The sequence below is a fragment of the Herbaspirillum sp. genome, from assembly GCF_035644555.1.
Classification (GTDB): domain Bacteria; phylum Pseudomonadota; class Gammaproteobacteria; order Burkholderiales; family Burkholderiaceae_D; genus Herbaspirillum.
Genome location: NZ_DASQOH010000050.1, coordinates 1 through 26,269 on the forward strand (window position 1 = coordinate 1; position 26,269 = coordinate 26,269).

Sequence of the window (26,269 nt, forward strand, 5' to 3'; positions counted from 1 at the left end):
TGTAATGACCCAGCCAAACCTGCTCACCTCAAGCAGCTAAAGCAAACGCCTCAGCCGGTGTCTTCATCCCCAGCGCCTGATGCGGCCGGCGGTGGTTATAGAAGCCGATCCAGTCACCAATGATGCGACTGGCGTGCTGCAATGTTTCGAAGCGATGTCGATGAGCGCATTGCTCCTTTAGGGTTCTGATGACGCGTTCGACCATGCCGTTCTGCTGTGGGCAATGCGGCGTGATGAACTCTTGCTGAAGCCCGTAACTGCGGACCAACGCGGTGTAACTACGGCTGGTGAACACCAGGCCGTTATCGGAGCGCAGCAAGAACGGCGCCGTCACGCGACCCAGTGAGCCATAACGCGCGATCAGCGCTTGCTCCAAGGCCGACTCTGCCGTCTTCGACTTGCCCGAACGCGACAGATGCCAGCCCAGTAATTCCCGCGTGTGGCAATCGATCACCAAGGCCAGCACGGCCCAACCATCACGCCCCGTCCAGATCCGGCACAAATCGGTGGCCCAGCGCTGGTCTGGTCCTGTGGCTACCGACGGCAAGGCTTTCACCCTGGGACGGAAACCAATGGGGCGCTTCTTGACCTGCCAGCCTTTGAGCTGGAAGATCCGCTGCACCGTGTTCTTATTGAACCCGAGCAGGCCAGCCACCGTGCGATAGCCGAAGGACGGCTCTTTCAGGATCATCTTGCGAATGGGTTCGACAAAGCGCTCCTGCACCTTGGGCTCGGCCTTCACAGGCTTGTAGTAAGCGCTGCGCCTGGCAATCCCAAACCACGCGCAGATCTTGCTGACAGCCACATCGAAACCATCTTGTTTGAGTCCCTGGCGGATGGTCTCGATTACTTGTCTTCCTCGCCCAACAGGGACGCCAATTTTTTTCTGGCGCGCAGCTCCAGCATGGCTTCTCCATAAGCTTCCTGCAGCTCCTTGAGTTGCCGCTCGTACTGTTCTCTCACATCCAGCGGCTTGGCACGCAGGGCGTTCTCCATCCCTTTGCGGCCTTCATCGACCCATTCCTCGATCTCTGAAGGCGGGATATCAAACGACCGGCTAGCCTCCGCTACCGTCGTCTTGCCCTGGATGATTTCCATCACCAGCGCCGCTTTGCGCTTGGCTGTCCAACGCTTGAATTCTTCGTCCATGACCTTGCTCATTTTGATTTCCTTTTAGGATTATCTACTGAGCAGGTTTTTAGTGGGTCATTACAGCTGCGACTTGCGAAGATGAAACAAGCGGGTGTGGCGCTTGATCAAGCGGCACAATTACGCCTCGACTCCCTTTCTAAACAGAACACTTGGAAACTAGCAACAAATGAAAGCGACGAATTCCCCTTCTGGATGGGAAGCGGTATGTCAGACGATAGCGAGCCATGGGAGCAGTACGCATCTATTCCCCGTACGCGGCGAGGCATACTGCAATATTTGCTAGCACACCCGACATCGGAAGAACTAAGGCGAGATAGCTGGCGAAAGTTGTGCTCGGAGAGATTTCAGGCCACCGCCTACGCTCTTTATAAGCTTTCACAACAAAGTAGCTGGCCCGCCGACCGCTGGCGCGATGCGCTCCAAGCCTGGTCGGAAGAAAAGCTCCATGATCGCTCTTGGCACTATATGGCACCGGTCGTTGCAAATGCTCCAGATGATTTGATACAAACCTTATCGCACAGTGTCAGCTGGTGGCTACAGGTCATTGCCAAGACCTTTAATGGTCATCTGGAGCATTTTCTTGCCTTAGTCAAGCGTATTCTCGTTGCAGATTTTGAGGACGAAAGCGATACCGATGATCCTGTCTTCCGCGCCATAAATCATCCCATCGGCCACGTAACGCAAGCCTTGCTAGATTGGTGGTATCGGCACGAACCAAACGATGGGGAAGGATTGCCAGAAACGGTTAGCTCTCTATTCACTGAAATTTGCGATGTCAAGATCGCCAAATTCCAGCATGGCAGAGTATTGCTGTCTGCCCACGCTTTGTCCCTATTTAGAGTAGATCCATCGTGGTCGATTAAGCATCTTCTGCCACTTTTCGATTGGAGGCTCTCCAAGATCGAAGCACGCTCTGCATGGGAAGGCTTTCTTTGGTCTCCGCGACTGTATCGGCCATTGATGGAGGCAATCAGACCAGTATTTCTTGATACAGCCAACCACTACAACGAGTTAGGAAAGCACAGCGCTCAATTCGCAGCATTTTTAACGTTTGCCGCCCTTGATCCAGGTGATACTTTCTCTGTCTCCCAACTGGCCACGGCTATTCGCAGCCTCCCTTCTGACGGCCTACATGAATCGGCGGATGCATTGGCACGAGCCTTAGAAGGCGCAGGAGATCAGCGCGAAGATTATTGGCGAAACCGCGTCTACCCATTCTGGATGAAGATCTGGCCGAAATCTAACGAGCAGGCAGCAAACGCAAATACTGAAGCTTTAGCACGGGTATGTATTGCAGCCGGTAATGAGTTCCCTTCAGCGATGGTCGCCATTGGAAATTGGCTTCAACCCGTTCAACATCCTGACCATATAATTCGTTTATTGCTAGAGTCAGGCTTAACAGAACGCTTTCCGGACGAAGCTCTGCGGCTATTGTCATCAATCTTGAGTGATCAACCACTATGGCTGTCAGCAGAACTACGCAAGTGTCTCAATGCAATAGGGCACGTAAAACCATTTTTGCAGAAAGATCATAAATTCATGAGGATCGATGAACTCGCGCGAAGATTTAATATTTGAGTCAGTGTGCTTTCCTAGCCAAGTAGCGAAGGTCCCACACTCTTCGAAAGCGAAACTCTCTTTAACCTGCTACTCAACAATGAAAGGCAATCGACACGAATTTACGGGAGACGATTCTAGATCGTTTTAGGTACATATCACTCCTTTGGAACGGGTAGCCAACCCGCACTAAGGCCTCCGCAACGCTTAGATTTACTTTGCCCCAGCCCTCTTTATTGACCCACCAAGACAAACCACTACCCCAAGCAATGAAACTCCTCCTCCCCATCCTCTGCACGCTGAGCCTCCTCGGCTGCAGCAAGCCCGAAGGCCGGTGGCGGGCGACTCACGACGTCAGCGTCTTCAAAGCCGCCGACGAGGCCGACGAGGTGGCCTTCATCCTACGCAAAGGCGAACCATGCGCCCTCGGACGGGAACAGGTGGTCAAGGCATTCATGTACCGGGAGGTCAACTGCATGCAAGGTCGGGGGTGGATTCTCTACGAAGCCGGCTACCCTTTCGCTCAGGAATCCCGCTGATCCGCTCGCCACTGAACACCCGTTCAGACAAACAGGTTTCCTTGCGCCTATTCCCGGAAACCGGTGAAAAATCCCCCGGATCAACGCCACCACACCGCTTGCCACCGAACCCATCTTTTTTCTGCCAAGAGCAGTTTCATTTTTTTGTCAGAGCCTATATAATCGCCCCTCTTCGGAATTCGGCAGCCCTGCCACGCAGGAAAACCTGCCTCCGGACCAGACAAGAACACCCCAAAAAGGCCCTCCCCAGCGAGGGCCTTTTTTATGGGCCGCAATTTTGCAAACAATTTACGCAACCCCGCCAGAAGCCCCGCCGTTACAGGAAACTTATCCACGATTTATGTGCATAAATTTGTGGATAACCCATTTCCCCGATGCGCAAGCGGCGTCCCCGCCTGCCCTCCCAATAAACCGCACAAAAAATAGGCAGTCCGGCCAGGCTCAGCCTTCCCGCGCTGACGATCTCTTGCCCCTGGTCATGATCGCATCGCGCAACGCCTGGGCCAGCGTCGCTGCTGCCGGGTTGAGTACCCGTCCCTTCAGGCTGATCAGGCCCATGGCGCGGCTCAGGACCGGGCTGGTCACCGGGCGCGCCACGATGCCCTTGTAGGGGGCATTGCGCAGCGCCAGCTCCGGCAGAAGGGCTACGCCCAGGCCGGCGGCGACCAGGCTGATGGCGCCGGCCACGTGGTTGGTCTCGTACTGGATCACCGGGCGCTGCGGTACGCGGGCGAAGGCATTGTCGATCAGGCTGCGGTTACCGCTGCTGGACGAGACCGAGACCAGCTTTTCCCCGGCCAGTGATTTCCAGTTCAGGGTGGCATGTGCGGCCAGCGGGTGATGGGCCGGCATGACCGCCAGGTAGCGCTCGCGGGTCAGTTCTTCGAAATCGATCTCGGCTTCCTGTGCGCCGATGAAGTTCACGCCGAAGTCCGCCTCGCCCTTGCGCACGCTTTCCAGTACGTCGGCCGCGCTCTCGTCGATGATGCGCACCCGCACATTGGGATGGCTGCGCGCATAGGGCTTCAATACCAGCGGCAGCAGGTTGTTGGCCACCGAAGGCACGCAGGCCACCGTCACATGCTGGCGGCGTTGCGCCATGCCCTGCTCCACGCTCTTGACGGCCAGTTCCAGTTCTTCCATCACCGCCTGGGCATGCACCAGGAACAGCTCGCCGGCCGGGGTCAGGGAAACGCGCCGGGTGGTGCGGTCGAACAGGCGTTCCTGCAGCGCCTGTTCCAGGTTCTCGATGCGCCGGCTCAGCGCCGGCTGGGTGATGAACAGGCCCTCAGCCGCCGCCCGGAAGCTGGATTGACGCGCCACGGCGATGAAAGCCTGCAATTCGGAGGTCTCGATATTGATGCGCATTTTTTATCAATCCCAAGATTAAATGCAATTAACTTTTCAAAGGATACTCCGCAAACTGCCGGGTCTCATCCCCTAGTTCAAACTAAAAACGCCAATCGGAGATCCTATGAAAAGCATCCTCACCCATTCCGTCCTCCAGCGCAGCGTGCTGGCCCTGGTCATCGGTGCCGCCAGCAGCCTGGCCGCCGCAGCCGATCTCCACGTGGTCAGCTCGGGCGGTTTTGCCGCCGCCTACAAGGCACTGGCCCCAGACTTCGAAAAGAAGACCGGCCACAAGCTCATTTCCGGCTGGGGCCCGTCCATGGGCGAAACGCCGCAGGCCATCCCCAACCGTCTCAAGCGCGGTGAGCATATCGACGTGGTGATCATGGTCGGCGATGCATTGGACAAGCTGGTGGCCGAGGGCAAGGTGTCACGCTCCGAGCACAAGCTGCTGGCGCTCTCGCGCATCGGCCTGGCGGTCAAGGCCGGCGCGCCCCGGCCTGATATCTCCACGCTGGACGCCTTCAAGCGCACGCTGCTGACGGCGCATTCAGTGGTCTATTCGGATAGCGCCAGCGGCGTGTTCCTCTCCACCAAGCTGTTCAAGCGCCTGGGCATCGACCAGCAGATGGCCTACAAGGGCCGCATGATCCCGGCCGAGCCGGTGGGTGAAGTGGTGGCGCGCGGCGAGGCAGAAGTCGGCCTGCAGCAGATCTCCGAGCTCAAGCCGATCAAGGGCATCGACATCATCGGCCCCATCCCCGAAAGCGCGCAGCAGCTTACTCCGTTCTCCGTAGGCGTCGTGGTCGGCACCAGGGAGCCGCAGGCCGCCAGGGAACTGCTGCAATACCTGGCCTCGCCGGAAGCCGAGGCGGCCATCAAGGCCTCCGGCCTGGATCCGGCGCCGCGCTGATCGACGGCTGATCCAGCGCCTGAATCAAGAGAGAAGAGAGAGACCGACATGACCACAAGCACAAAAAGCATCCAACACTCCAAGCTGTCCACCGTCCTGCGGGTGACCAGCGGCAATTTCCTGGAGATGTTCGACTTCTTCCTGTATGGCTTCTATGCCAGCTACATTTCGAAGACCTTCTTCCCGTCGGACAATGAGTTCGTCTCGCTGATCCTGACCTTCGGCACCTTCGGTGCGGGCTTCCTGATGCGTCCTCTGGGCGCCATCATCCTGGGCAGCTACATCGACCGCGTCGGACGCCGCCAGGGCCTGATCGTGACGCTGGCCATCATGGCCATCGGCACACTGCTGATCGCCTTCGTGCCGGGCTACGCCACCATCGGCGTGGCCGCGCCCATCCTGGTGCTGACCGGACGGCTGCTGCAAGGATTCTCGGCAGGGGTGGAACTGGGTGGCGTGTCGGTCTATCTGGCTGAAATGGCCACGCCCGGCAACAAGGGCTTTTATGTCAGCTGGCAGTCCGCCAGCCAGCAGGCGGCCATCATGGCCTCGGCCCTGATCGGCTATCTGGTCAGCCAGACGCTGGCACCAGCGCAGATCAGCGACTGGGGCTGGCGCATTCCCTTCTTCATCGGCTGCCTGATCGTTCCGGCCATCTTCATCATCCGCCGTTCACTGCAGGAGACCGAGGAATTCCTGGCCCGCAAGCACCATCCGCGCTTCGGCGAAATCATGGCCTCCATCGCACAGAACTGGAAGATCGTGGTGGCCGGCATGATGATGGTGGTGATGACGACCGTGTCCTTCTATCTCATCACGGTCTACACCCCGACCTTCGGCAAGAACGTGCTCAAGCTGTCGTCCTCGGATAGCCTCATCGTCACCTTCTGCGTGGGCCTGTCCAACTTCTGCTGGCTGCCCATCATGGGCGCGCTGTCGGACCGCGTGGGGCGCCGCCCGGTACTGGTGGCCTTCACGGTGCTGACCCTGCTGACCGCCTACCCGATCATGTCGTGGCTGGTCTCGGACATCAGCTTCAAGAACCTGCTCATCACCGAACTGTGGCTGTCCTTCCTCTACGCCAGCTATAACGGCGCAGCCGTGGTGGCGCTCACCGAGGTGATGCCGGCCCATGTGCGCACCGTCGGTTTCTCGCTGGCCTACAGCCTGGCCACTGCCATCTTCGGCGGCTTCACGCCGCTGGTCTCGACCTGGCTGATCGAGACCTCCGGTGACAAGGCGGCACCGGGTTACTGGATGAGCTTTGCCGCCGTCTGCGGGCTGATCGCCACACTGGTGCTGTATCGCGGCAAGGCCGCTACCGCATCCGTGTCTTCCACCACGGCGGCCTGAAGCATCGTCCGCTCCGGTCGCAGGTCCTGCAGCCGGAACACCCCCACCAGCTCACGCAGCCGCTGCGACTGGTCCTGCAAGGACTGGGCCGCGGCGGCGGCCTGTTCCACCAGCGCCGCGTTCTGCTGGGTGGTTTCATCCATGTGGGTGATGGCGTGATTGACCTGTTCGATACCGGCGCGCTGTTCCTGCGTGGCCATGCTGATCTCACCGACGATGTGCGACACCCGTCGCACGCTGTCCACCACCTCGCCCATGGTCGCGCCGGCCTGGACCACCAGCCGTCCACCGGCATCCACCTGCGCCACCGAATCATCGATCAGCGCCTTGATCTCCTTGGCCGCCGTGGCCGAGCGCTGGGCCAACGAGCGCACTTCCGATGCCACCACGGCAAAGCCCCTGCCCTGCTCGCCGGCACGCGCTGCTTCCACCGCCGCATTGAGCGCGAGGATATTGGTCTGGAATGCGATGCCGTCAATCACGCCGATGATGTCGACGATGCGGCGCGAGGCCTCGCTGATACCCTGCATGGTGCTCACCACCTGCTGCACCACTTCCCCGCTGCGCGCCGCCACGCCGGAGGCATCCGAGGCCAGCTGGTTGGCCTGCTGTGCGTTCTCGGCATTCTGGCGCACGGTGGAGGTCAGTTCCTCCATGGCCGCCGCCGTTTCTTCCAGTGAGCCGGCCTGCTGCTCGGTGCGCGCCGAGAGGTCCAGGTTGCCACCGGCGATCTCGGCCGAGGCCGTGGCGATGGTCTCGGCCCCGCCGCGCACATCGGCCACGATGCGGGTGAGGCTGCCATTCATCTGGCGCAAGGCCTCCAGCAACTGGCCGATCTCGTCACGCGCACCGGCCCGGATCTCGCTGCACAGGTTGCCATCGGCCACCTGCTGCGCCACCTCCACTGCATGGCGCACCGGGCGCGTGATGGAGCGCGTGGTCCACCAGGCAAAGCCACCACCCAGCAACACCGCCAGCGCTGCGATGGCCAGCATGATCAGGGTCTTGCCGTGGTACTGGTCGGCGGCTTCCTGACCGCTGCGCTCCATCATCATGGTGCCTACGGAAATATAGCTTTTGAGGCGAGCGATGTACTTGTCCTGGTCCTGGCGCAGGCTGGTCATCAACAGCTCGGTGGCGTCCATGGTGGCGCCGGTGGAGGCCAGTTGCAGGAAACGTTGCTGGCCCTGCCGGTAGCTGGCGCGCAAGGCCAGTATCTCGGCGAAGGACTTGCGGCCCTGCTCGCTGGACAGGCGCGCCTGCAGTTTGCCGAGGTCTTCGCCGATGGCGGCTTCACCCTTGTCGATGCGGGCGATTTCCTCGATCAGTTTCTGGTGGTCGTCCAGCAGCAGCAGGTTGCGCATGGCGCTGGCATTCTCGCTGATGCGCAAGAGCACGTCATTGGCCAGCAAGACCTGCGGGTAGCGGTCTTCGACGATCTGGCGCGTGCCCTGGTGCAGCGTGGACAGGCTGGCGATGGCCAGTCCCGTGATCCCGGCCAGCAGCGCCAGTACCAGTCCGAAGCCCAGTCCAAGACGGGCACCCAGTTTGAGATTTGCAATCATGAGGCTTTCTCCGCAACGCAAGTATGCCGGGGGGACGATGCCCTGATGCCCACCGGCAATGAATTCGGTTTGGATAAAAAAATGGCGGAGAAAGAGGACTTCCTCCGCCCAAGGCACTACGAAGCAACTCCCCGCTCCAGGGGAGCTGCACGCAAGACAAGACTATTCACAGAAGGTAATGCCAGCCATCCAAAGATGGCCTTAGAACGAGTGGTGCATGCCGATGGTGGTGACCAGTTGGCCCTGGCCGCCGGAGACACCGGTGGAACCGCCGGCACCGGTACCGTTCATGACAGCAAGGCGCGCATCGCCGCCGGCACGCTGGTAAGCCGCCTGCACGTACCACTGGGTGCGCTTGGAGAACTCATGCACGTGCGACAGGCTGAAGGTGTTCCAGCGCGCGCCTTCCAGTTTGGACAGGCCATAACCGAAGTTGATGGTGTCCAGCGTGGCATAGCGCCAGGCCGCGCCCAGGTCCAGGTTCTTCTGCTTGGGCGTGGCGCCGCTGGGCATGGACAGCTTGACCTGGGTGTAGGCGGTATTCAGGCGCACGCTGCCGATGGTGTAACCCAGGCCGCCGGCGGTGGTGGTCAGGCTGTTGAAGACCGTACCGGCATTGCCCAGGCCGACGCTGGTGAGGAAGGCGCCCGCATAGCCGGCAGCGCGGTTGTTCAGTTTGGAATACGCCAGGGCCGCGCGGAACGGGCCATTGGTGTAAGTACCACCGGCGCTGACGTTGCGCCCAGCACTGCTGTCGCCGGCCACTTCGCCGAAGCCGTACATCAGGCTGCCCTGGAAGCCGCCTGCGGTGGGCGAGGTATAGCGCACTGCATTGTCGAACTGGTAGGTGTTGGCCAGGCTGTCCAGGTTACCCGGGTGGAACAGGTACCAGTTGGTCAGCTGGAAGCCGTTGGACAGCTTGCCCACGTAGTCGAACACCACGTCCGGCATGTGGCCCATGGTCACCGCGCCGAAGTCGCCGGACAGACCGATGGTGCTGTAGCGGTTGAACAGCTTGGAGGAATTGGGCGTGCCGCCGGTATCGGTGTAGAAGCCGGCTTCCAACTGGAAGATCGCCTTCAGATTGCCGCCCAGGTCCTCGGTGCCACGAAAGCCGATACGATCCGGCTGCATCGTGCCCTGATCCAGGCGCGACACCGATCCGCCATTGAGGTTGTTGATATAGGCCACGCCAGCATCGAGGCTGCCGTAGATGGTGACGCTGCTCTGCGCAAAAGCGCCCGCCGACAGGCAGGATGCCGCTGCGGCAATCATTAACTTCTTCATCAAACTCCCCTTCAACGAATAAAGTCCAAACACGCGGCCAGGCCGCATTCACTCACTGCTCCCCGGCGCCCCGTGCGCAGGAAAGGTGACTTCTGCCGGCAAGCGCTGCGCCCTGTCCCGCATGGTCGGCGGGCGCCGCTTGCCAGGTGGTGCGTGATCCGGTGTTATTTGTTTCACCTATGGATCAACGTTCCACAAAATTCATCAGGCTCAAAAAAATGCCCGGTGCCTGAGCACGGGCATGGGGCCGGGCTAAATGTGCCCGGGCCTCGTTGCCTTACCGGTCCTGCTACAGGTCCAGCACCAGGCGTTGTCCCTTGCAGCCGGACACGCACACCATCATGGTCTTGCCGGAAGCGCGCTCGGCCTTGCTGAGCACGCCGTCGCGATGTTCCAGTTCACCCTCCAACACCTTGGTCTCGCAGGCGCCGCAGACCCCTTCGCGGCAGCTGTGATCGACCGCAATGCCGGCATCCAGCAAGGCGTCCAGCAGCGACTTGCCAGCCGGGACGGTGACGCTGGACTTGCTGCGTGCCAGTTCGGCCACGTAGCTGCCGGTCTGCACCGCCTCTACCTTTTCGGCGGCAAAGCGTTCGATGTGGACGTTGGGCAGGCCCAGTTCTTCGCACAGGTTTTCGAAGGCGTTGAGCATGGGCGTCGGCCCGCAGCAATAGAAATGCGCGTCCTTCGGATGCGCGGCGAGGAAAGCCCGCAGGTCGGGCGGCGCGCCGGCCTCGTCATCGAAGTGGCTGGACACACCCGGTTCGCCCAGCAGCTCGGCGGTGAAGGCCGCTTCCTTGCGCGAGCGGGCGCAGTAGTGCAACACCGCTTCCCGCCCCTGGGCGCGCAGGTGGTGATACATGCAGGAAATCGGCGTGATACCGATGCCACCGGCGATCAGCACCGACAACGGCGCCGATTCTTCCAGCGGGAAATTGTTGCGCGGTGCCGAGATGGTGAGGCTGGCACCGACCCGCAGTTGTTCATGCACATAGCGTGAACCGCCGCGACTGCCCCGGTCGTTGAGCACGCCGACCACATAGCGATGCCGCTCGGTCGGCGAGTTCGACAGCGAATAGCTGCGCACCAGGCCATTGCCCAGGTGCAGGTCGATATGCGCACCGGCCTCGAAGGCCGGCAGCTCGCCGCCCTCGGGCAGGCGCAGTTCGACGCTGACCACGCCTTGCGCTTCAAAGCGCATGGCCTGCACGCGCACGGAAATAAGAGGACTGCTCATGAATGCACCACCATCACATCAGATTGTTCAAACCGCGTCACGTCACCTGCATCAACCGGCCACTGCCTGCCGCAGGTCCACACCCAGGCGCGCAAAGGCATCGATCTCGACCGTCAGTTCCGGAAACACCAGCGCGCTCACCGCCACCAGCGTCGAGCACGGATAAGGCGTGCCGAAGAAGTCGCGCCGGGCGCGTCCCACCTCGTCCTTGTGCGCGATGTCGGTGACATAGATCACCAGCTTGGTGATGCTGCCGACGTTGCCGCCGGCGGCTTCCACCAGATCGCGGATCTTGCCCAGCACCACCAGCGTCTGCTGGTAGGTGTCCAGCGTCTGCTGGCGCGAGGCCGGATGTGCGGTCATGCCGGACATCACGATCTCGTCGCCCACCACCAGGCAGTTGGACCAGGTGGCCGTGGCCAGCTCGGGGACCTTGTCGGTCTTCACATGGCGCACGGCGACCGGGCTTGCTGCGTGGTTCATGCTGCCTTCACCGGCGCCTTGGCCGCGGCCAGTTCTTCTTCCCGCGCCAGCTGGGCCTTGGCCAGACCGCGCAGATGACGACGCAGGCGCACGATGCCCATGTCGTGCTGGTACAGCATCTCGCGCTGGTTGGCGTCGGGCTCCATCAGCTCCAGCACCACGCGGTCCTGCTCCAGCACGTTCCAGTGGCGCGCTTCCAGGCGGTTGCGGTAGAGGAAGCGCCAGGTGTCGCGCTGCCAGCCGGACAGCTTGCGGCAGCGCCAGTGGAACACCGCAGCGATGTTGTCGACGATGGGCGTGTAGCTGCCGATGATCACGAAGCTGCCGCCCGGGCCGCCGGTCTTGGGATAGGGAATGGCCAGGCGCATCCAGTGCAGGTCGGTATCGCCCCATTCGGTCCAGTCGAAGTTGACGTCGCGCTGGCCTTCCTTTTCGAAGACGAAGCCGATGTCAGTTTCGCGGATGCCGAAGCTGGCGGTGTTGTCGCCTTCGGCCATGGAGTGCGACTGCTTGTGCAGGAAGGTGCCGTGCATGGGGTCCATCACGTTGTCCAGCACGTAGCGGTAATCACCCTTCCATTCGGTGTAGCACAGGAAGTTGGAATACTCGGGGCTGGTCAGTTCTTCCGGCAGGCGCAGCGGCGGCGGGGTGTCGACGTCTTCCAGGCTGTTGTAGAGGAAGATGGCGCCGACCGCTTCGGTCACATGGAAGCGACGCGTGGCCTTGGCCCCTTCCAGCTTGCAGCCCGGGCTGCCGGGTACGCTGGTGACCACGCCGTCAAAGCGTACCTGCACGCCGTGGTAGCCACAGGCGATGCGGTCACCCATGGGGATGCCCATGGACAGCGGTGCACCACGGTGCGGGCAATGGTCTTCCAGGGCATGCAGCTTGCCCGAGGGCTCGCGCCAGAACACGAACTTCTTGCCCAGGCGGCGCAGCGAGACCGGCTTCTCGGCCACGAACTCGGACGGGCAGATCGGGTACCACAGGTCTTTCAGGCCGACGGCGAGGACGGCGTCGACGGGATCATTGGCGGTGGTTCTCATTTGGATACTCTCCTGTAGGCTGGCTTGGCGTCTGGACGGATCAGGCGGCCAGGCGGGCAATCTCTTCCTGGAAGTTGGCGGCGGTCCACACGCCCTGGTTGTAGGGGCAACTCGGACCGGTACGGTTCAGGTGTGCCACCAGCGCATCCAGCTCGTGGATGCCAGCGGCATAGGCGCGCTCGATGGAGTCGCCCAGCAGGTCTTCGAACTGGGTCGGCGCACGGCGACGTGCCTGGTGCGGATTGAGATAGACATCGGTAACAGTTGCAACCATCATTGGCCTCCATTTCTGACGCGCTCGCGGATACGCTCGCGCACGGGAACAAAATCGTAAGTGGGGTAGCACTCGGTACGGAACACACCCCAGGCCGAGCGCTCCAGCTCGACATTGACTTGCGGCAGCAGTGCCGGCGGCAGCTCCAGGGTGACGATCTGGCCCAGGCCCATGGCCACGGTCCAGGACACCACGCGACAGCCTTCCACCGGGAAGCGCTCCCACCAGTCCATCTGCTTCATGTGCGCCTGGATCTGCTCCAGGTTCTTCGACTGGTCATGCCTGAGCAAGATGGTCAGGAGCATGCGGTCGGCGTCGGACTCTGCACTCATCGCTGGCTCACGCAGGCAGGGCGGCGGATTCAGGCTGGGCATCCAGCGGCGTGGTCCAGGCGTCATAGCCATAGACCCAATCGGCGTTGCCGCCCTCGCGCAGCCAGTTGTTGCCGCGTGAACCGATCTGGATCTTGGAGGCACGTTCCATGCGCAACTGCTCATAGACATGCAAGGATCCTGCCACCTGCTCCAGCGTGGTGACCTTGGCCAGGCAGCGCGCCAGCACCACCGCATCCTCGATGGCCATGCCTGCGCCCTGCGCCATGAACGGCATCATCGGGTGGCAGGCATCGCCCAGCAGCGCCATGTTGCCGCGCGCCCAGGCCGGCAGCGGATCGCGTTCATACAGCGCGGTCTTGAGCACTTCGTCGCAGGCGTCCAGCAAGGCCGTGGCGTCGGGATGGAAACCGGCGTAGCTATCGCGCAGTTCCTGCACGTTGCCCGGAGTGGTCCAGGATTCCAGGTGCCAGCTTTCTTGCGCGGTGGTAGCGAAGATGAAGATGTCTTCACCGCGATTGAGCGGGAAGGTCACGATCTGGCTTTCCGGGTTCGGTCCCCACCACTTGGTGAAGGCCTGCAGGTTCGGCACACCGGCCACGCGGGAGGCCGGCACCACGGCGCGGAAGGCCACCACGCCGGTGAAGCGCGGGCTCTCGGCACCGAACATGGCCGTGCGCACGGCGGAGTGGATGCCATCGCCACCGATGAGCACGTCCACGCGGTCCGTGCTGCCATCGGTGAAGTGCAGATGGATGCCATCGCCCTCTTCGCTGATCTTCTCGGCGCGCTTGGCAAAGCGCACCTGCTCCAGCGGGAATACCTCGGCCAGCGCCGCCAGCAGGTCGGCACGGTGGATGGTCAGTTGCGGTGCGCCGTATTTCTGCTCGGCGGTGTCGCCCATGGCCAGGCGCGAGGTTTCCTCGCCGCTGTCCCAGGTACGGCTGATGCGGTGGGTGGGACGGGCCGCGGTACGGCGCACGGCCTCGCCGATGCCCAGTCCATCGAGTGCACGCACTGCGTTGGGGGTGAGGTTGATATCCGCGCCCACGCGCAGGAATTGCTTGGACTGTTCATACACCACCACCTCATGGCCCGCGCGCTGCAGGGCGATGGCGGCGGTCAGGCCGCCGATGCCGGCGCCCAGGATTCCGATCTTGAAGGACATCTGGATTTCCTTTCTACAAATGACGGATTGCCGTCTTACTTGCCGGCCGGCGCGCGGTCGGTCAGGAACTTGCCGCTGGGGCCTTGCGCATTCTTCTGGCGGCGGGTGTTGCCATCGATGCCGCCATCGATGGCCCATTCGGCGAACACGGTCGGGCCGGGTTCGAAGTCACGCGGCTCCCAGTGGGCATCGAGCTGGTCTTCGTCGGCGTAGTATTCGATCAGGCCGCCGGCCGGATTCTTGAAGTACCAGAAGTAGGCCGAGGAAATCGGATGACGGCCCGGACCCAGTTGGGTATCCCAGCCCTTGCGCGACATGTGCATGCCACCGCCGAAGACTTCATGGATGTCACGCACGGTGAAGGCGACGTGGTTCAAGCCCGACCTGGCCTCCGGCGGTTGCAGCAGGAAGATGTCGTGATGCCCGCCGACATCGGCGCAGCGCAGGAAGGCGCCGCGTTCCGGATAGCGGTCCGAGGGCACGAAGCCGAAGTTCTCGCAATAGAAGCGTTCGCAGGCCTTGACGTCCTTGACGAAGAACACCACGTGGCCCACCTCGATGGGCGTGGCACGTTCGTAGATGGGGCTGCGCTGGTTGATGCGGTTCTTTTCGTTCCAGGTGTTCATGCGGGCGCATTCGACCTCGACATCGCGCTTGACCGAGACCTGGAAGCGCACCGCCAGGCCGTTCGGATCGGTGCAACCGACGCGCTTGCCGTCATTGACGTAGCCCGGCAGAGCAGCGATGCGGTCGGCGAACTTGTCCAGCACGGCAGCCGAGGACACACCCCACACTACCTCGCGCAGGGTCGGTCCGGCTTCGATGGCCGGCGGCAGGCCGGGGTCGGCGCTGTCGCGCACGATCACGCGGCAGCCGTTCTGCGATTCGAAGACCAGTTCGGCTGCGCTTTCCTGCGTCAGCAGCATGCCCCAGTCGAGGAAGAACTGGCGGCAGGTCGGCAGGTCGTCCGCGCCGTAGATGATTTCGTCGATACCCAATACGTCCATGTGTGTCTCCAATACGTGTTCAGGGAGGCGGCGCTCTTAGCCGGCCCAGGGCAAGGGCTGTTCGTTCATGCCCCAGTACATGGCCTTCTGCTCCATGTACTGCAGGATGCCCAGCCTGCCCTTCTCGCGACCCAGGCCACTGTCGCGCCAGCCGCCGAAGGGGGTCGAGATCGAGAATTGCTTGTAGGTGTTGATCCAGACGTTGCCGGCCTGCACTGCGCGGCCGATGCGCCAGGCGCGCTTGTAGTCGCGCGTCCAGATACCGGCAGCGAGTGCATAGACGCTGTCGTTGGCTTGCCGGATCAGGTCGTCTTCGTTGTCGAAGGGCATGGCCACCAGCACCGGCCCGAAGATTTCTTCCTGGCAGATGCGTTGCTCATTGCTGACGCCTTCGATGATGGTCGGGGTGTAGTAGTAACCGCGCTCGAACTGCGCGCCCTGCGGACGCACGCCACCGGTGCGGATGCGGCCGCCATCGGTGACGCCGATGTCGACATAGCGCTCGATGCCTTCGCGATGGCGGGCGGTGATCAGCGGCCCCATCTGGGTGCGCTCGTCGGCCGGATCGCCCACGCGCAGTGCGGCGGCACCGGCGGCCAGGCGTTCCATGAAACCGTCATACAGCGAGCGTGCCACGAACAGGCGCGAGCCGGCGATGCAGGATTCGCCGGAACTGCTGAAGATGCCATACAGCACACCGGCCACGGCATGGTCGAGATCGGCATCCTCGAACACCATGGTGGGCGACTTGCCGCCCAGTTCCAGCGAGACCGGCATCATCTTGTCGGCGGCGATGTGGGCGATGTGCTTGCCGGTGGTGGTGCCGCCGGTGAAGGAGACGCGCTTGACCAGCGGATGCAGGGTGATGGCGTCGCCGATCACCGAGCCCTTGCCCGGCAGCACGCTGATCATGCCGGCCGGGACGCCGGCTTCGATGCAGATGCGCGCCAGTTCCAGCGCGGCCAGCGGGGTCACCTCGGCCGGCTTGACCACCACTGCATTGCCGGCAGCCAGGGCCGGCGCCATCTTCTGCGCCTCGCTGGCGATCGGCGAATTCCACGGCGTGATGGCGGCCACCACGCCCATGGGTTCATACACGCTCATGGTGAGATTGTCGCCACGCATGGGCGTGAGGGTTTCTTCCAGGGTTTCACAGGCGGCCGCGAAGAACTGGAAGGTACCGGCCGCGCTGGCCACCAGATTGCGCGTCTCGCTGATGGGCTTGCCATTGTCCAGGCGCTGCATCTGCGCCAGCGCTTCGCCGCGTTCGCGGATCAGCTGCGCCACGCGGTACAGCACGGCGGCACGTTCATGCGGCTTCTTCTGCGCCCAGCCGCTGGTGCGGAAGGCGTGGTCGGCACCGGCGATGGCCTCTTCCACATCGGCCACGCTGGCCGCATTGAGGTAGGCCACCGGCTCACCCGTGGCCGGGTAGAGCGTGGCATAACGGTCGCCGCCACCCAGTCGCCATTGACCGGCGATGCAGATCGGCAGCGTTTCGTTCAGATTCATCATGGTCGACATGTCCTTGCGATACTTAGTGCTCAGATCGACAGCGCATGGGCACGATTGCCCAGGGCGCGTACGACGCTGTAGACGGTCAGCGCCGAGGTCTTGGGATTGGCCGCCAGCGGCTTGCCGCGCATGGTCAGCTCGAAGCCGCCGAAGGCGCCCCGCGCTTCCACGTAGTGCACGTTCTCGCTCACGCCCGGATCGGCATACAGGCGCACCCGGGTCTGGTCCAGGCCCAGGCCGGCCAGCGACAGCGTGGCGGCGACGTTGGCATTCTTGGGATACAGGCGCGCCGCTTCGCGGGCGCTGCCTTCGAAGATGACGGTCGGCTCCTTGAGCGCATCCAGATCGAAGGCAGCCTCGGCCGGCGTATCCTTCCAGGCCTGCGGCGGCTTGCGACCGGTATAGACCACCGATTCCAGCCCACCGACCTTGGCCGCGGCCAGGGCGTCAATGGCGCCGATGGCGCCGGAAAGCAGCTGCACCTGGGTCTTGCCGGTACGGGCGGCGGCTTCCAGCTTGTCGACCAGCCCGGGTTCGGACAAGGCGCCGATGGACACCACCATGCAAGGAATGCCACGCTCCAGTGCCGGGATGATGTGTTCGGCGATGGCCTGGTGACCGGCGCATTCGATCAGCAGGTCAGGACGCTCGTCCCCCAGCCGCGACACCACCCGGGCCGTCGGCGCCAGTGTGGAGACGGTGCTGCGGGCGCGCTCCATGTGCGCCTCCGGCACCACCACCATGTCGAAGGCGACCTCGGGATCACTCTTCAAGATCTCCATGACGCCCACGCCGATGGCGCCGCATCCGATCATCGATACGTGCAGCATGCTCGGCTCCTCAGGCGGTGGCCGCAGTGGCGGCAGCGGCGACCACGGCTGCTGCTGCGGCGGCGGCCTTTTCCGCGCTTTCCGCGTTTTCCGTCTGATTGACCGGAGGGCCGGCGAAGGCAGTCTTGAAGCTGCCGATGCTCAGCATGTCGATCTCCAGCAGGAAGGGTCCCTTCTGCGACAGCGCCTCGTCCAGCGCCCCGGCCACCTCGGCCAGGTTGCCCACGCGCTGGTGACGCAGTTTCAGCGCCGAGGACAGTTCGGCATAGTCGGGGGTGTGCAGGTCCACGTAGTGGCGACGACCGCCATATTGCGCATCCTGGATGTTCTTGATGACGCCGTAGCCCTTGTCGTTCATCAGCACGATCACCATGTCAGCCTGTTCCTGCACGGCCGTGGCCAGCTCACCCAGGTTGAGGATGAAGCCGCCATCACCGGCCAGGGTGAAGGTCTTCTTGCCGGACTGCGTGACCGCTGCACCGATGGCCGCGCCGATACCCATGGCCAGGCCCTGGCCGATGCCGCCGCCCAGCGCATGCACGCCGGCACGCGGATCGAAGATGCGCAGGTAGCGGTTGCCCCAGGTGCTGTTGGAGACGGTGACGTCGCGCACCCAGTTGAACTCGCGGCCGGCCGCCTGCTGCAACTGTTCCACCAGGGCGCTATAGGGGCCGAGGCCATCGACCAGGCCATGCACGGCGGTATCGCGTGCCTTCTGCAGGTCGGCCATGAAGCCCGGATCGACCTTCAGCGCAGCCAGGCGGTCGGCCAGGCCGGACAGTACCAGCGCCGAATCACCGCAGACGAAATAGTCGCTGGTGTAGCAGCGGCCTTCGGCAGCCGGATCGGCATCCACGCGATACAGCGGACGCGGCAGTTTCAGTTCGTACTTCAGGGTTTCGTTGCCGCGCAGGCGCGAGCCGACCACCAGCATGGCGTCGCAGCTCTGATAGAAATTTTCGACCGGCTTGTGCAGGTTGAAGGCGCCCAGCGAGCGCGGATCATCCTCGGCCACGATGCCGCGACCCTGGGTACTGGTGACCACGCCGAAGCCCAGGTCCATCAGGCGCTTTACCTGCGCACCGGCATGCCGCGCCCCGCCGCCCAGCCACAGCAGCGGACGCTTGGCCTTCATCAGGCGCTCGGCCAGTTCATCCAGCGCGCGCGCCGACGGCACGCTTTGCGGGATGGCCAGCGGTTGCAGGTTGCTGGGCATGGGGATCAGGGCAGCCTGGATGTCGATGGGGATTTCCACCGAGACCGGGCCCATCGGCGGGGTCAGTGCAGTCTGCACGGCCAGCTTGATGGTGCTGATGGCAGTCTCCACGCTGCGGATGCGGAAGGCCGCCTTGGAGATGGCCTTGAGCATGCTCAACTGGTCCGGCGCTTCGTGGATGTAGGCCAGGCTCTGGTCCAGGTAAGGCGTCTCGATCTGACCGGTCAGGTGCAGCAGCGGCGTACCGGCGGTCAGGGCTTCCACCATGGCACCGGCGGCATTGCCGGCGGCGGTGCCGGTGGAGGTCAGGCATACGCCCAGGCCACCGGTAGTGCGGGCATAGGCGTCGGCCATGTTGGCGCCACCGGCTTCGCCGCGGGCCGGGATGAAGCGGATCTTGCCGCGCTCGCCGAAGGCGTCGAGGATGGGCATGTTGTGGATCGAGATCACGCCGAAGGCAGCCTTCACGCCGCACTGTTCGAGGAAAGCCGCGATGGCGCAGCCGACGGTCACTTGCTGGTTGGTATTAGACATGGCGGGAAAGTCCTCCTGAAACATCGATATGGCTGCCTGTGGTGTACGAGGAAAGCGGCGTGGCGAGGAATACGATCGCCTGCGCGGCTTCCCGGGGAAGGCCGAGACGGCCGAGTTGAATCTGTTTCTTTGCGGCCAGCGCGGCGGTCCATTGGGCCCAGCTCTGGTCCTGCAGTTCGGGGCCGCGCGCGGCATAGCGGCGGCGCCATTGGCCCGACTCCACCAGGCCGATCAGGATGCCGTTCACCCGCACGCGGGCGGCGTCGCCATTGGCCAGCTCGGTGGCCAGCGAGCGCACCAGGTTGTGCACGCCGGCGCGGGCGGCGGAAGTGGCCACCATGTGCGGCTCGGGTTGCGTGGCCAGCAGCGAATTGACGCAGACGATGGCGGCATCCCCGTGCTGCGCGCTCATGGCCTGCAGTTGCGGCAGGAAGGCGCGGGTCGGGTAGATCACGGAAAAGAATTTAAGGCGCAGCTCTTCGCTCCAGGCCTCGTCGGCGGTATCGGCGAAGGTCGAGACGCGGCCCTGGCCGGCGTTGTTGACCAGCATGGACACCGCGCCCAGGGTGTTTTCCACCGAGGCGGCGAAGGCCTGCACCTGCTCCTGCGACAGCACGTCGCAAGGGGCGCTGTACAGGCGGGCCTGCGGGTAGCGCTCGCGCAGCGCGGCTTCGGCGTCCTTCAACCGGGCGCCATCACGGCCGCAGAAGGCCACGGCGGCGCCCGCTTCCAGCAGCAACTCCACGGTCGCCAGACCGATGCCGGAAGAGCCGCCGGTGACCACGGCCACCTTGCCCTGGAGAGAAGTCATCGCCATCTCAGCCCCGCCACATGTTGACTACCTTGGCACCGCCCTGCGGGGCGTGGTCCAGCAGGCGGGACAGTTCGGCCGCGGTATCGCGCACGCGGGCCACGATGATGTCGAGCTGGCTGGCGTCGATGTGCGGCGAAGGGATCGTGGCGCCCATGGCGGCCACCACATTGCCGGAGTGATCGCGCACCGGTGCGGCGACGGTGGAGATGCTGGTTTCGAAGAAACCTTCCTGCAGCACGAAGCCACGTTCCTTGTCGGCCTGCACCATGTCGAACAGTTCGACCACGGTCTTGGGGGTGTTGCTGGAAAAGACTTCCAGGTGTTCTTCCGGATACAGGGCGCGCAGTTGCGGCAGGCTCAGGTCTTCCAGCAGCACCCGGCCCAGCACGGTGGCATGCGCCGGCAGGCGGGTACCGACGTTGACGTGGCTGGTGAAGGCGGTCTGGGTGACCGACTTGGCGACATAGACGATGGAGCGGCCATCGCGCACCACCAGGTTGCAGGAATAGCCGATCTCATCGCGCAGGCGATCCAGCAGCGGGCGGCCGATCTCGGTCAGTTCCAGCGAGGCCAGGTATTCGAAGCCCAGGCGCAGCACCGACATGCCCAGGCGGTAATCACGCCCGCCATCGGCACGCTCGACGAAGCCCATGCGTTCCAGCGTGGCCAGCAGGCGGAACACGGTAGAGCGCGGGATGTCCAGGCGACGCGCCAGTTCGGGCGCGGACAGGGTCTTGTCCTGGCGGCTGAATTCGCACAACAGGCGCAGGCCGCGTTCCAGGCCGGGGACGGAATACTTGTCTTGCGACTCTTCTTCTGGCATCACTGGTTTGTTCATGATGATTTTCTGTTCTAGTTGGTTGAGGTGAGTTGCGCGCTGATCAGCGCAGCAAATTGCGACGGCTGCTCGATATAACAGGCATGACCGGCCGCGTCCACCAGCTTGAAGGGAAGTTCGAACTGCCTGGCCAGCCCTTCACTGGCCTCCGGGGTGGTGACGATATCCTCGGCCCCGCATGCCACCGACAACCCCCGTCGTGGTGCAACCTGCAGGTAAGGCGCGATATCGTCACCGCACAACAATTGCACGGCCTGGGTGTAGCCCGAGGCGTCCAGCCACTGCATGTTCCAGCGCACCCAGGCGTGGTCCTGCGCACTGGCGTGCGTCGACAGCAGGCGCGTCGGCTTCTGCGCCATGCCCGAGATGCCCAGGGTGCGCAAGGCGCCCAGGCGCTCTTCCCGCACCTGGTGCGCGCGCTCCTGCTTGCCGGCGGCGCCGTAGCCCAGTGCCGGATCGGCCAGCAGCGTGCGGCGGGCGCGGCCATCGCCGTGGGCCAGGTAGGCTGCGGCCATCAACGCCCCCAGCGAATGGCCGACCAGCACGCACTGCTCGACTTCCAGCGCCTGCAGCATGTCCTGCAGACGCCTTGCATAATCGACCGCCTTGGGCTGGCTCATCGTCAGCGGTGTGGAACGGCCGTAACCGGGCGCGTTCCAGGCGATCACGCGGGCCTGCGACTCCAGCTTGAGCGCGCACTGCAACCACGAGGCCGCGCCCGAGCTGATGCCATGCAACAGCACCACCACCGGACCGCTGCCGCAGCTGCGGTAGCTGACACGGCCGCCCGGCACTTCGACGCTGCCCTCGGCGAAGCGGCCTTCCAGCAGGGCCAGCGGTGCGCGCAGGGCATCGTCGCAGCTGACTGCGGTGGCGGAGGCGATGGAGGTGTGAGGATGCATGGTGTGGTGCTCTGTAATCAGCGCTTGACCGAAGTCAGCGGATGATCCGGCGGATAGGTCGGGGTGATGGGCTTCTTGGCGCCCAGCATCACGCACATCAGGGCATCTTCGTCACCGATGTTGATCTCTTCGCGATACACGCCCGGCGGCACCGAGACCACGTCACGGTCGGTGAGGATGGTCTCGAAGCGCTCGCCATCCTTTTCCAGCACCAGCTTGAGCTTGCCGCGCAGGACGAAGAACACCTCTTCCACGTCCACGTGCAGGTGCGACGGGCCTTCGTGGCCGGCCGGGATGATCATGGTCGAGAAGGTGAAATGCTCGGAGGGGATGACGTTGGCGTCATGCGCCACACCGGTGCCACCGGTACCGATGTAGCGCATCTGGGCGCGACGGTACTTGGGGTCGTAGTCGGCCTGGAACTTCAGTGCGTTCCAGTCGTACTTGCGGGTGGACAGGCGCGCCACGCGCGACTCCATCCAGTCGGCGAAGCTGGCGCCGGCGGGGCGATCCCAGCTGCGGCCCATGTTTTCCTGTTCGGACATATCGGTCATGCTTTTCTCCTTGAAGGGGTCCGGAGTGATCCGGGTTGATCTGGCAAGAAATACGTTTTCAATGCATCACGAAGCCACCGTTGACCGCCATCACCTGACCGGTGAAGAAGCGCGCCATCTCCGACAGCGCGAACACCACCGCGCCGCAGACATCCTCGGGCAACTGGTCGCGCCGGATGGCACGGCCGTCCAGGTAGTGCTGGTGCCGCGCCTGCGGTACGTACTGCGTGGCTTCCACCAGCGTCAGGCCCGGTGCCACGGCATTGACGGTGATGTTGTCGGCGCCCAGCTCGCGCGCCAGCGAACGGGTCATGCCGATCACCGCACTCTTGCTGGCCACGTAGGCCAGCAGATTGGGAGCGCCCCACAACGGGGTATCGGACGACAGGTTCACCACCGCGCCGCGCCCCGAGGCACGCAGCGCCGGCAGGCAGGCATTGGTCATCAGCCAGGTGCCGCGCACGTTGACATCCATGACGCGGTCCCACATGTCCACTTCCAGCTGCTCGCTGCTCTTACCGCCGGAGTTGGTGATGGCGGCGTTGTTGACCAGGCCATCGAGTCCGCCCAGCCATTGCGTGGCGGCCTCGGCGCAGGCCTTCACCGAGGCCGGATCGGCCAGGTCCAGTGCAAAGCCCTCGACCTTCAGGCCACGTTGTTTCAGGGCGGCCACCGAGGCCGCCAGTTCTTCCTGCAGGATGTCGGCCATGGCCACCGTGGCCCCGGCGGCGGCGATGGCGTCCACGAACGCCAGGCCGAGGCCGCGTGCCGCGCCAGTGACCAGAATGCGTCGTCCCGCCAAAAGTGTCGCCGTGCTTGCTGCTGACATGTGCTTGCTCCTGTTGCGCTGGTTGAGTCTCTGGATTCAGACGGTGCTGGTATTGGCCTTGGGCAGGTAGTGCAGGACCTTGCGTTCGGCCCAGACCACCACGCCGTAGGTGACCACGCCGATCAGGGTCAGTGCGACGATGGAGACGAAGACGGCGGCGGTATTGCCCTGCCCTTCGCCATCGACCAGCAGATAACCCAGGCCCTGGTTGCCACCCACCAGTTCACCCACGGTCACGCCAATCACCGACAGCGTGGAGGCGATGCGCAGGCCCGAGAACAGCGCCGGCAGCGCCGAACGGAACTCGACCAGGTGGAAGATCTGCCAACGGCCGGCATTGAGCGTGCGCACCAGGTTGACCATGTCGGGATCGACGGTGCGGATGGCCGAGAGCACGTTGATCATGATCGGGAAGAACACGATCAGCACCGCCACGATGATCTTGGGATAGATGGTGTAGCCCAGCCACATCACGAACAGCGGTGCAAAGGCCACCTTGGGCGCGATTTGCAGCGCCAGGATGTAAGGCGAGAGCATGGCCTCGGCCCGCGGCGAGAGACCCAGCGCGACACCGACGGCCAGGCCCAGCAAGGCGCCGAAGAGGAAGCCGAATACCACTTCCATGGCCGTGATGCCGAAGTGCTGCAGCAGTTGCGCGTTGTTCCACATCACCACCGCTTCACGCACCACCTGCATGAAGTTGGGCAGGATGTATTCGGGCATGCCCAGCATGCCCGGGCCCCACTGCCACGCGGCGATGAACACCACCAGCAGCGCCAGGCTGCCGCACACCGTGCGGGCCTTGTCGTTCAACAGCGGACGGCGCGCCGTCGGCTTGACCGGATTGGGCGAGGACGTTGGCTCGGGACTGGACATGGTCAGGTCTTTGGCTGTGGTGGTATTCATGATTACTTGGCGACTCCGACGAACTGGTTGGTGAAGAGCTCGTTGACCGGCGTGGCCTTGGTGACGATGCCTTCGCTGACGTAGAACTTCTGCACCGCTTCCATGCGCGCCTGGTCGATCTGGCCCAGGGTCTTCTGGTTGGCGTAGACGTACTTGTTGTACATCTCGAAGGTGGCCTGGATGCTGGCTTCCTTGCCCTTGTAGGTGGGCAGTGCAGCGACGTAGTCATCGGCGGCGGCCTTGGGGTCCTTCATGATGTCCTGCATGCCGCGCAGGGTGGCGCGCACCAGGCGCTTGAGCAGCTCAGGGTTCTTCTTGATGGTGTCGTCGGAGGCCAGGATGGCCTGGGCCATGCTCTTGAAGCCGCCGTTGTCCAGCAGTTCGACCTTGGCACCGGCATCGGTGGCATTGACCACCCAGTCCGGCACGCCGGCGAAGGCCTGCGACTTGCCCGAGGTATACAGCTGCCAGACGCCCGAGGGGCCGGCGGCCTGGATCTGCACGTCGGTCTTGGACAGGCCGGCCGTCTTCAGGCTGCCCAGGAAGGCGTAATAGGTGGTATCGGTATAGGACATCACGGTGACGGTCTTGCCCTTGAGGTCTTTCAGGCCCTTGATGCCATCGGCCGGATTGGCCGCGACCATGGTCACCGAACCGGCGCCCAGCACGGCGATGGCCTTGACCGGGATGCCGTTGGCGCGCACCACGATGGGGGTGTCGCCGATGGCGCCGCCGATGACGGCATTGCCGGCACCGATCTGCTTGGCCACGTCCACGCCGCCCTTGGCGACGATGAAGCTGACCTTCAGGTTTTCATCGGCGTAATAGCCCTTGTGCTGAGCCAGCACCCAGGGGGCGAAGGCCGGCGAATTGGGGGGTGCGGGCAGCAGGTAGGTCACTTCTTCCGGCGCGGCGTGCGCGACAGTGGGCAGGACGGCCGCGCCCATGGCGGCGACCAGGGCGAATGCACTACCGGCGGATGCGAACAGGTTCTTCATGTTTCTGGCTCTCCCTTGGGGTCTCTCTGTTGACGGGTGAAGATGCAGCGTGAAATCAGTGCAGCTCGGCGGTCTCTTTGCCCACCTTGAGCAGTTCCATCAGGCGCCCTTGCAAGGGGCCGATCTCGGGCAGCTTGCGGCGCTCCAGCGGGTTGTCGCGGAACGGCAGGTCCACCACGATTTCCTCGACGATGGTGCCGGGACGCTCGCTCATGACCAGCAGACGGTCCGACAGGGCGATGGCTTCCACCAGATCGTGGGTGATGAAGAGCGCGGTCTTCTTCTTTTCGTAGAGCATCTTGGCCAGGTCCTGCTGCAGCACCATCTTGGTCTGCGCATCCAGGGCCGAGAAGGGTTCGTCCAGCAGCAGCACCTGCGGGTCCACCGCCAGCGTGCGGGCCAGCGCGGCGCGCTGGCGCATGCCGCCGGAGAGCTGGTACGGGTAATGCTCTTCAAAGCCCTTGAGGTGGCACTTGGCCAGCAGCTCGTCGGCGATGCGCCGGCGCTCAGCCTCGCGCATACCGTCGATTTCCAGGCCCAGGGTGACGTTGGCGCGGATATTGCGCCAGGGCATGAGCAGATCCTTCTGCAGCATGAAGGCCACCTTGCGGACCGGCTTGGTCACGCGCTCGCCACTGACGAAGACTTCGCCTTCGGTGGGCAGGTAGAGACCGGCGCCCATGTTGAGCAGGGTGCTCTTGCCACAGCCCGAAGGGCCGATGATGGAGACCACCTCGCCACTCTTGATGGACAGGTTGACGTTGGTGACAGCGGCGCGCGCTTGCGCCGTCTGGCGATCGACAAAGCTTTTGCCGACCTTGCGGAATTCGATTTCGATCATGTTGCCTCTGCTGATTGCCATAGCGCGCGGTTGCGCCCCAGCTATTCTTCCCGGCTGCCGTCTCTGCGGACGGGTGCCTCCTGCCGGGCACCGAAACGTTCCATATATGAAACAGCAATTTATATATGGGAGATATTCGCAGTCAATATAGCAGATATCTCAAAACAAAATGACTTATTTTGTTCCATATATGAACTGATGGTTTATATAAAAACCGTTTTGCTCGTTT

Annotated in this window: 27 protein-coding genes; 4 read left to right on the forward strand and 23 right to left on the reverse strand. The window is 63.3% G+C overall.

The genetic code is table 11. From position 1 onward, the window contains the following. Positions 1-28: 28 nt before the first annotated feature. Both VE092_RS13345 and VE092_RS13350 read right to left on the reverse strand, forming a co-directional pair. The gene (locus VE092_RS13345; protein ID WP_324877470.1) at positions 29-805 is read right to left on the reverse strand and encodes an IS3 family transposase; all 777 of its coding nucleotides are present in this window, start codon (positions 803-805) and stop codon (positions 29-31) included. 41 nt (positions 806-846) lie between these two features. After that, positions 847-1,161, reverse strand: coding sequence for a transposase (locus tag VE092_RS13350; RefSeq protein WP_196871925.1), 315 nt, complete (start codon positions 1,159-1,161; stop codon positions 847-849). Positions 1,162-1,230: 69 nt separating this feature from the next. Between VE092_RS13350 and VE092_RS13355 the strand changes: the two genes are divergently transcribed. Both VE092_RS13355 and VE092_RS13360 read left to right on the forward strand, forming a co-directional pair. Continuing rightward, positions 1,231-2,730: a hypothetical protein gene (locus tag VE092_RS13355; protein ID WP_324877473.1), complete on the forward strand. Its 1,500-nt coding sequence runs from the start codon at positions 1,231-1,233 to the stop codon at positions 2,728-2,730. A 248-nt stretch (positions 2,731-2,978) separates the two neighbouring features. Next, the gene (locus tag VE092_RS13360) at positions 2,979-3,248 is read left to right on the forward strand and encodes a hypothetical protein (RefSeq protein WP_324877475.1); all 270 of its coding nucleotides are present in this window, start codon (positions 2,979-2,981) and stop codon (positions 3,246-3,248) included. 441 nt (positions 3,249-3,689) lie between these two features. Here VE092_RS13360 and VE092_RS13365 read toward each other — a convergent pair whose 3' ends face one another. Beyond that, entirely contained in the window at positions 3,690-4,616 is a 927-nt protein-coding gene (locus tag VE092_RS13365) for a LysR family transcriptional regulator (RefSeq protein WP_102661355.1), read from the reverse strand. Between the two features lie 106 nt (positions 4,617-4,722). Between VE092_RS13365 and VE092_RS13370 the strand changes: the two genes are divergently transcribed. Then, positions 4,723-5,511, forward strand: coding sequence for a substrate-binding domain-containing protein (locus tag VE092_RS13370; protein WP_324877478.1), 789 nt, complete (start codon positions 4,723-4,725; stop codon positions 5,509-5,511). A gap of 48 nt (positions 5,512-5,559) precedes the next feature. Then, the gene (locus tag VE092_RS13375; RefSeq protein ID WP_324877480.1) at positions 5,560-6,864 is read left to right on the forward strand and encodes an MFS transporter; all 1,305 of its coding nucleotides are present in this window, start codon (positions 5,560-5,562) and stop codon (positions 6,862-6,864) included. Here VE092_RS13375 and VE092_RS13380 read toward each other — a convergent pair. The 20 genes from VE092_RS13380 to VE092_RS13475 all read right to left on the reverse strand — a co-directional run bounded on the left by VE092_RS13380 (position 6,762) and on the right by VE092_RS13475 (position 26,040). Further along, complete coding sequence (locus VE092_RS13380) at positions 6,762-8,429, reverse strand: methyl-accepting chemotaxis protein (protein WP_324877482.1); 1,668 nt, start codon at positions 8,427-8,429, stop codon at positions 6,762-6,764. The two genes, VE092_RS13375 and VE092_RS13380, sit on opposite strands and share 103 nt — an antisense overlap. Before the next feature lie 201 nt (positions 8,430-8,630). Continuing rightward, a complete protein-coding gene (locus VE092_RS13385; protein WP_324877508.1) occupies positions 8,631-9,704 on the reverse strand; it encodes a porin in 1,074 nt (357 codons plus the stop codon). Positions 9,705-10,005: 301 nt separating this feature from the next. Next, complete coding sequence (locus VE092_RS13390) at positions 10,006-10,953, reverse strand: PDR/VanB family oxidoreductase (RefSeq protein WP_241811917.1); 948 nt, start codon at positions 10,951-10,953, stop codon at positions 10,006-10,008. Positions 10,954-11,004: 51 nt separating this feature from the next. After that, positions 11,005-11,436 carry a RidA family protein gene (locus VE092_RS13395; RefSeq protein ID WP_324877485.1) on the reverse strand — a complete coding sequence of 144 codons (432 nt, stop codon included), beginning with the start codon at positions 11,434-11,436 and terminating at the stop codon, positions 11,005-11,007. After that, a complete protein-coding gene (locus VE092_RS13400; RefSeq protein ID WP_324877486.1) occupies positions 11,433-12,482 on the reverse strand; it encodes an aromatic ring-hydroxylating dioxygenase subunit alpha in 1,050 nt (349 codons plus the stop codon). Before VE092_RS13400 ends, VE092_RS13395 begins: the two co-directional genes overlap by 4 nt. 40 nt (positions 12,483-12,522) lie before the next feature. Continuing rightward, positions 12,523-12,756 (reverse strand): recombinase-like helix-turn-helix domain-containing protein, encoded by a 234-nt coding sequence (locus VE092_RS13405; protein WP_006462358.1) that lies wholly within the window; start codon positions 12,754-12,756, stop codon positions 12,523-12,525. After that, positions 12,756-13,088 carry a hypothetical protein gene (locus VE092_RS13410; RefSeq protein WP_324877488.1) on the reverse strand — a complete coding sequence of 111 codons (333 nt, stop codon included), beginning with the start codon at positions 13,086-13,088 and terminating at the stop codon, positions 12,756-12,758. Before VE092_RS13410 ends, VE092_RS13405 begins: the two co-directional genes overlap by 1 nt. Before the next feature lie 7 nt (positions 13,089-13,095). Then, entirely contained in the window at positions 13,096-14,256 is a 1,161-nt protein-coding gene (locus tag VE092_RS13415) for an FAD-dependent monooxygenase (protein ID WP_324877490.1), read from the reverse strand. 35 nt (positions 14,257-14,291) lie between these two features. Beyond that, positions 14,292-15,263, reverse strand: coding sequence for a VOC family protein (locus VE092_RS13420; protein ID WP_324877492.1), 972 nt, complete (start codon positions 15,261-15,263; stop codon positions 14,292-14,294). A gap of 36 nt (positions 15,264-15,299) precedes the next feature. After that, entirely contained in the window at positions 15,300-16,775 is a 1,476-nt protein-coding gene (locus tag VE092_RS13425; RefSeq protein ID WP_006462354.1) for an aldehyde dehydrogenase, read from the reverse strand. 32 nt (positions 16,776-16,807) lie between these two features. Next, the gene (locus VE092_RS13430; RefSeq protein ID WP_182994284.1) at positions 16,808-17,608 is read right to left on the reverse strand and encodes an aspartate dehydrogenase; all 801 of its coding nucleotides are present in this window, start codon (positions 17,606-17,608) and stop codon (positions 16,808-16,810) included. Positions 17,609-17,618: 10 nt separating this feature from the next. Next, positions 17,619-19,358 (reverse strand): thiamine pyrophosphate-binding protein, encoded by a 1,740-nt coding sequence (locus VE092_RS13435; RefSeq protein ID WP_324877495.1) that lies wholly within the window; start codon positions 19,356-19,358, stop codon positions 17,619-17,621. After that, a complete protein-coding gene (locus VE092_RS13440) occupies positions 19,351-20,175 on the reverse strand; it encodes an SDR family oxidoreductase (RefSeq protein ID WP_039874641.1) in 825 nt (274 codons plus the stop codon). Before VE092_RS13440 ends, VE092_RS13435 begins: the two co-directional genes overlap by 8 nt. Before the next feature lies 1 nt (position 20,176). Then, positions 20,177-21,010, reverse strand: a complete 834-nt coding sequence (locus VE092_RS13445) for an IclR family transcriptional regulator (RefSeq protein ID WP_006462350.1) — start codon at positions 21,008-21,010, stop codon at positions 20,177-20,179. 14 nt (positions 21,011-21,024) lie between these two features. Next, positions 21,025-21,912: an alpha/beta hydrolase gene (locus VE092_RS13450; RefSeq protein WP_324877499.1), complete on the reverse strand. Its 888-nt coding sequence runs from the start codon at positions 21,910-21,912 to the stop codon at positions 21,025-21,027. Between the two features lie 17 nt (positions 21,913-21,929). Beyond that, positions 21,930-22,466: a cupin domain-containing protein gene (locus tag VE092_RS13455; protein WP_039874638.1), complete on the reverse strand. Its 537-nt coding sequence runs from the start codon at positions 22,464-22,466 to the stop codon at positions 21,930-21,932. A gap of 58 nt (positions 22,467-22,524) precedes the next feature. Further along, a complete protein-coding gene (locus tag VE092_RS13460; RefSeq protein WP_324877501.1) occupies positions 22,525-23,295 on the reverse strand; it encodes an SDR family oxidoreductase in 771 nt (256 codons plus the stop codon). A gap of 36 nt (positions 23,296-23,331) precedes the next feature. Further along, positions 23,332-24,201: an ABC transporter permease gene (locus VE092_RS13465; RefSeq protein WP_006462346.1), complete on the reverse strand. Its 870-nt coding sequence runs from the start codon at positions 24,199-24,201 to the stop codon at positions 23,332-23,334. Positions 24,202-24,203: 2 nt separating this feature from the next. Beyond that, entirely contained in the window at positions 24,204-25,199 is a 996-nt protein-coding gene (locus VE092_RS13470) for an ABC transporter substrate-binding protein (protein ID WP_324877503.1), read from the reverse strand. Positions 25,200-25,254: 55 nt separating this feature from the next. After that, positions 25,255-26,040, reverse strand: coding sequence for an ABC transporter ATP-binding protein (locus tag VE092_RS13475; RefSeq protein WP_180670733.1), 786 nt, complete (start codon positions 26,038-26,040; stop codon positions 25,255-25,257). Positions 26,041-26,269: the final 229 nt, after the last annotated feature.

Coding starts and splice junctions, on each gene's coding strand:
- VE092_RS13350 (WP_196871925.1), bottom strand. CDS start 1,161: ATGAGCAAGGTCATGGACGAAGAATTCAAGCGTTGGACAGCCAAGCGC.
- VE092_RS13355 (WP_324877473.1), top strand. CDS start 1,231: ATGAAACAAGCGGGTGTGGCGCTTGATCAAGCGGCACAATTACGCCTC.
- VE092_RS13360 (WP_324877475.1), top strand. CDS start 2,979: ATGAAACTCCTCCTCCCCATCCTCTGCACGCTGAGCCTCCTCGGCTGC.
- VE092_RS13365 (WP_102661355.1), bottom strand. CDS start 4,616: ATGCGCATCAATATCGAGACCTCCGAATTGCAGGCTTTCATCGCCGTG.
- VE092_RS13370 (WP_324877478.1), top strand. CDS start 4,723: ATGAAAAGCATCCTCACCCATTCCGTCCTCCAGCGCAGCGTGCTGGCC.
- VE092_RS13375 (WP_324877480.1), top strand. CDS start 5,560: ATGACCACAAGCACAAAAAGCATCCAACACTCCAAGCTGTCCACCGTC.
- VE092_RS13380 (WP_324877482.1), bottom strand. CDS start 8,429: ATGATTGCAAATCTCAAACTGGGTGCCCGTCTTGGACTGGGCTTCGGA.
- VE092_RS13385 (WP_324877508.1), bottom strand. CDS start 9,704: ATGATTGCCGCAGCGGCATCCTGCCTGTCGGCGGGCGCTTTTGCGCAG.
- VE092_RS13390 (WP_241811917.1), bottom strand. CDS start 10,953: ATGAGCAGTCCTCTTATTTCCGTGCGCGTGCAGGCCATGCGCTTTGAA.
- VE092_RS13395 (WP_324877485.1), bottom strand. CDS start 11,436: ATGAACCACGCAGCAAGCCCGGTCGCCGTGCGCCATGTGAAGACCGAC.
- VE092_RS13400 (WP_324877486.1), bottom strand. CDS start 12,482: ATGAGAACCACCGCCAATGATCCCGTCGACGCCGTCCTCGCCGTCGGC.
- VE092_RS13405 (WP_006462358.1), bottom strand. CDS start 12,756: ATGGTTGCAACTGTTACCGATGTCTATCTCAATCCGCACCAGGCACGT.
- VE092_RS13410 (WP_324877488.1), bottom strand. CDS start 13,088: ATGAGTGCAGAGTCCGACGCCGACCGCATGCTCCTGACCATCTTGCTC.
- VE092_RS13415 (WP_324877490.1), bottom strand. CDS start 14,256: ATGTCCTTCAAGATCGGAATCCTGGGCGCCGGCATCGGCGGCCTGACC.
- VE092_RS13420 (WP_324877492.1), bottom strand. CDS start 15,263: ATGGACGTATTGGGTATCGACGAAATCATCTACGGCGCGGACGACCTG.
- VE092_RS13425 (WP_006462354.1), bottom strand. CDS start 16,775: ATGAATCTGAACGAAACGCTGCCGATCTGCATCGCCGGTCAATGGCGA.
- VE092_RS13430 (WP_182994284.1), bottom strand. CDS start 17,608: ATGCTGCACGTATCGATGATCGGATGCGGCGCCATCGGCGTGGGCGTC.
- VE092_RS13435 (WP_324877495.1), bottom strand. CDS start 19,358: ATGTCTAATACCAACCAGCAAGTGACCGTCGGCTGCGCCATCGCGGCT.
- VE092_RS13440 (WP_039874641.1), bottom strand. CDS start 20,175: ATGGCGATGACTTCTCTCCAGGGCAAGGTGGCCGTGGTCACCGGCGGC.
- VE092_RS13445 (WP_006462350.1), bottom strand. CDS start 21,010: ATGAACAAACCAGTGATGCCAGAAGAAGAGTCGCAAGACAAGTATTCC.
- VE092_RS13450 (WP_324877499.1), bottom strand. CDS start 21,912: ATGCATCCTCACACCTCCATCGCCTCCGCCACCGCAGTCAGCTGCGAC.
- VE092_RS13455 (WP_039874638.1), bottom strand. CDS start 22,466: ATGACCGATATGTCCGAACAGGAAAACATGGGCCGCAGCTGGGATCGC.
- VE092_RS13460 (WP_324877501.1), bottom strand. CDS start 23,295: ATGTCAGCAGCAAGCACGGCGACACTTTTGGCGGGACGACGCATTCTG.
- VE092_RS13465 (WP_006462346.1), bottom strand. CDS start 24,201: ATGAATACCACCACAGCCAAAGACCTGACCATGTCCAGTCCCGAGCCA.
- VE092_RS13470 (WP_324877503.1), bottom strand. CDS start 25,199: ATGAAGAACCTGTTCGCATCCGCCGGTAGTGCATTCGCCCTGGTCGCC.
- VE092_RS13475 (WP_180670733.1), bottom strand. CDS start 26,040: ATGATCGAAATCGAATTCCGCAAGGTCGGCAAAAGCTTTGTCGATCGC.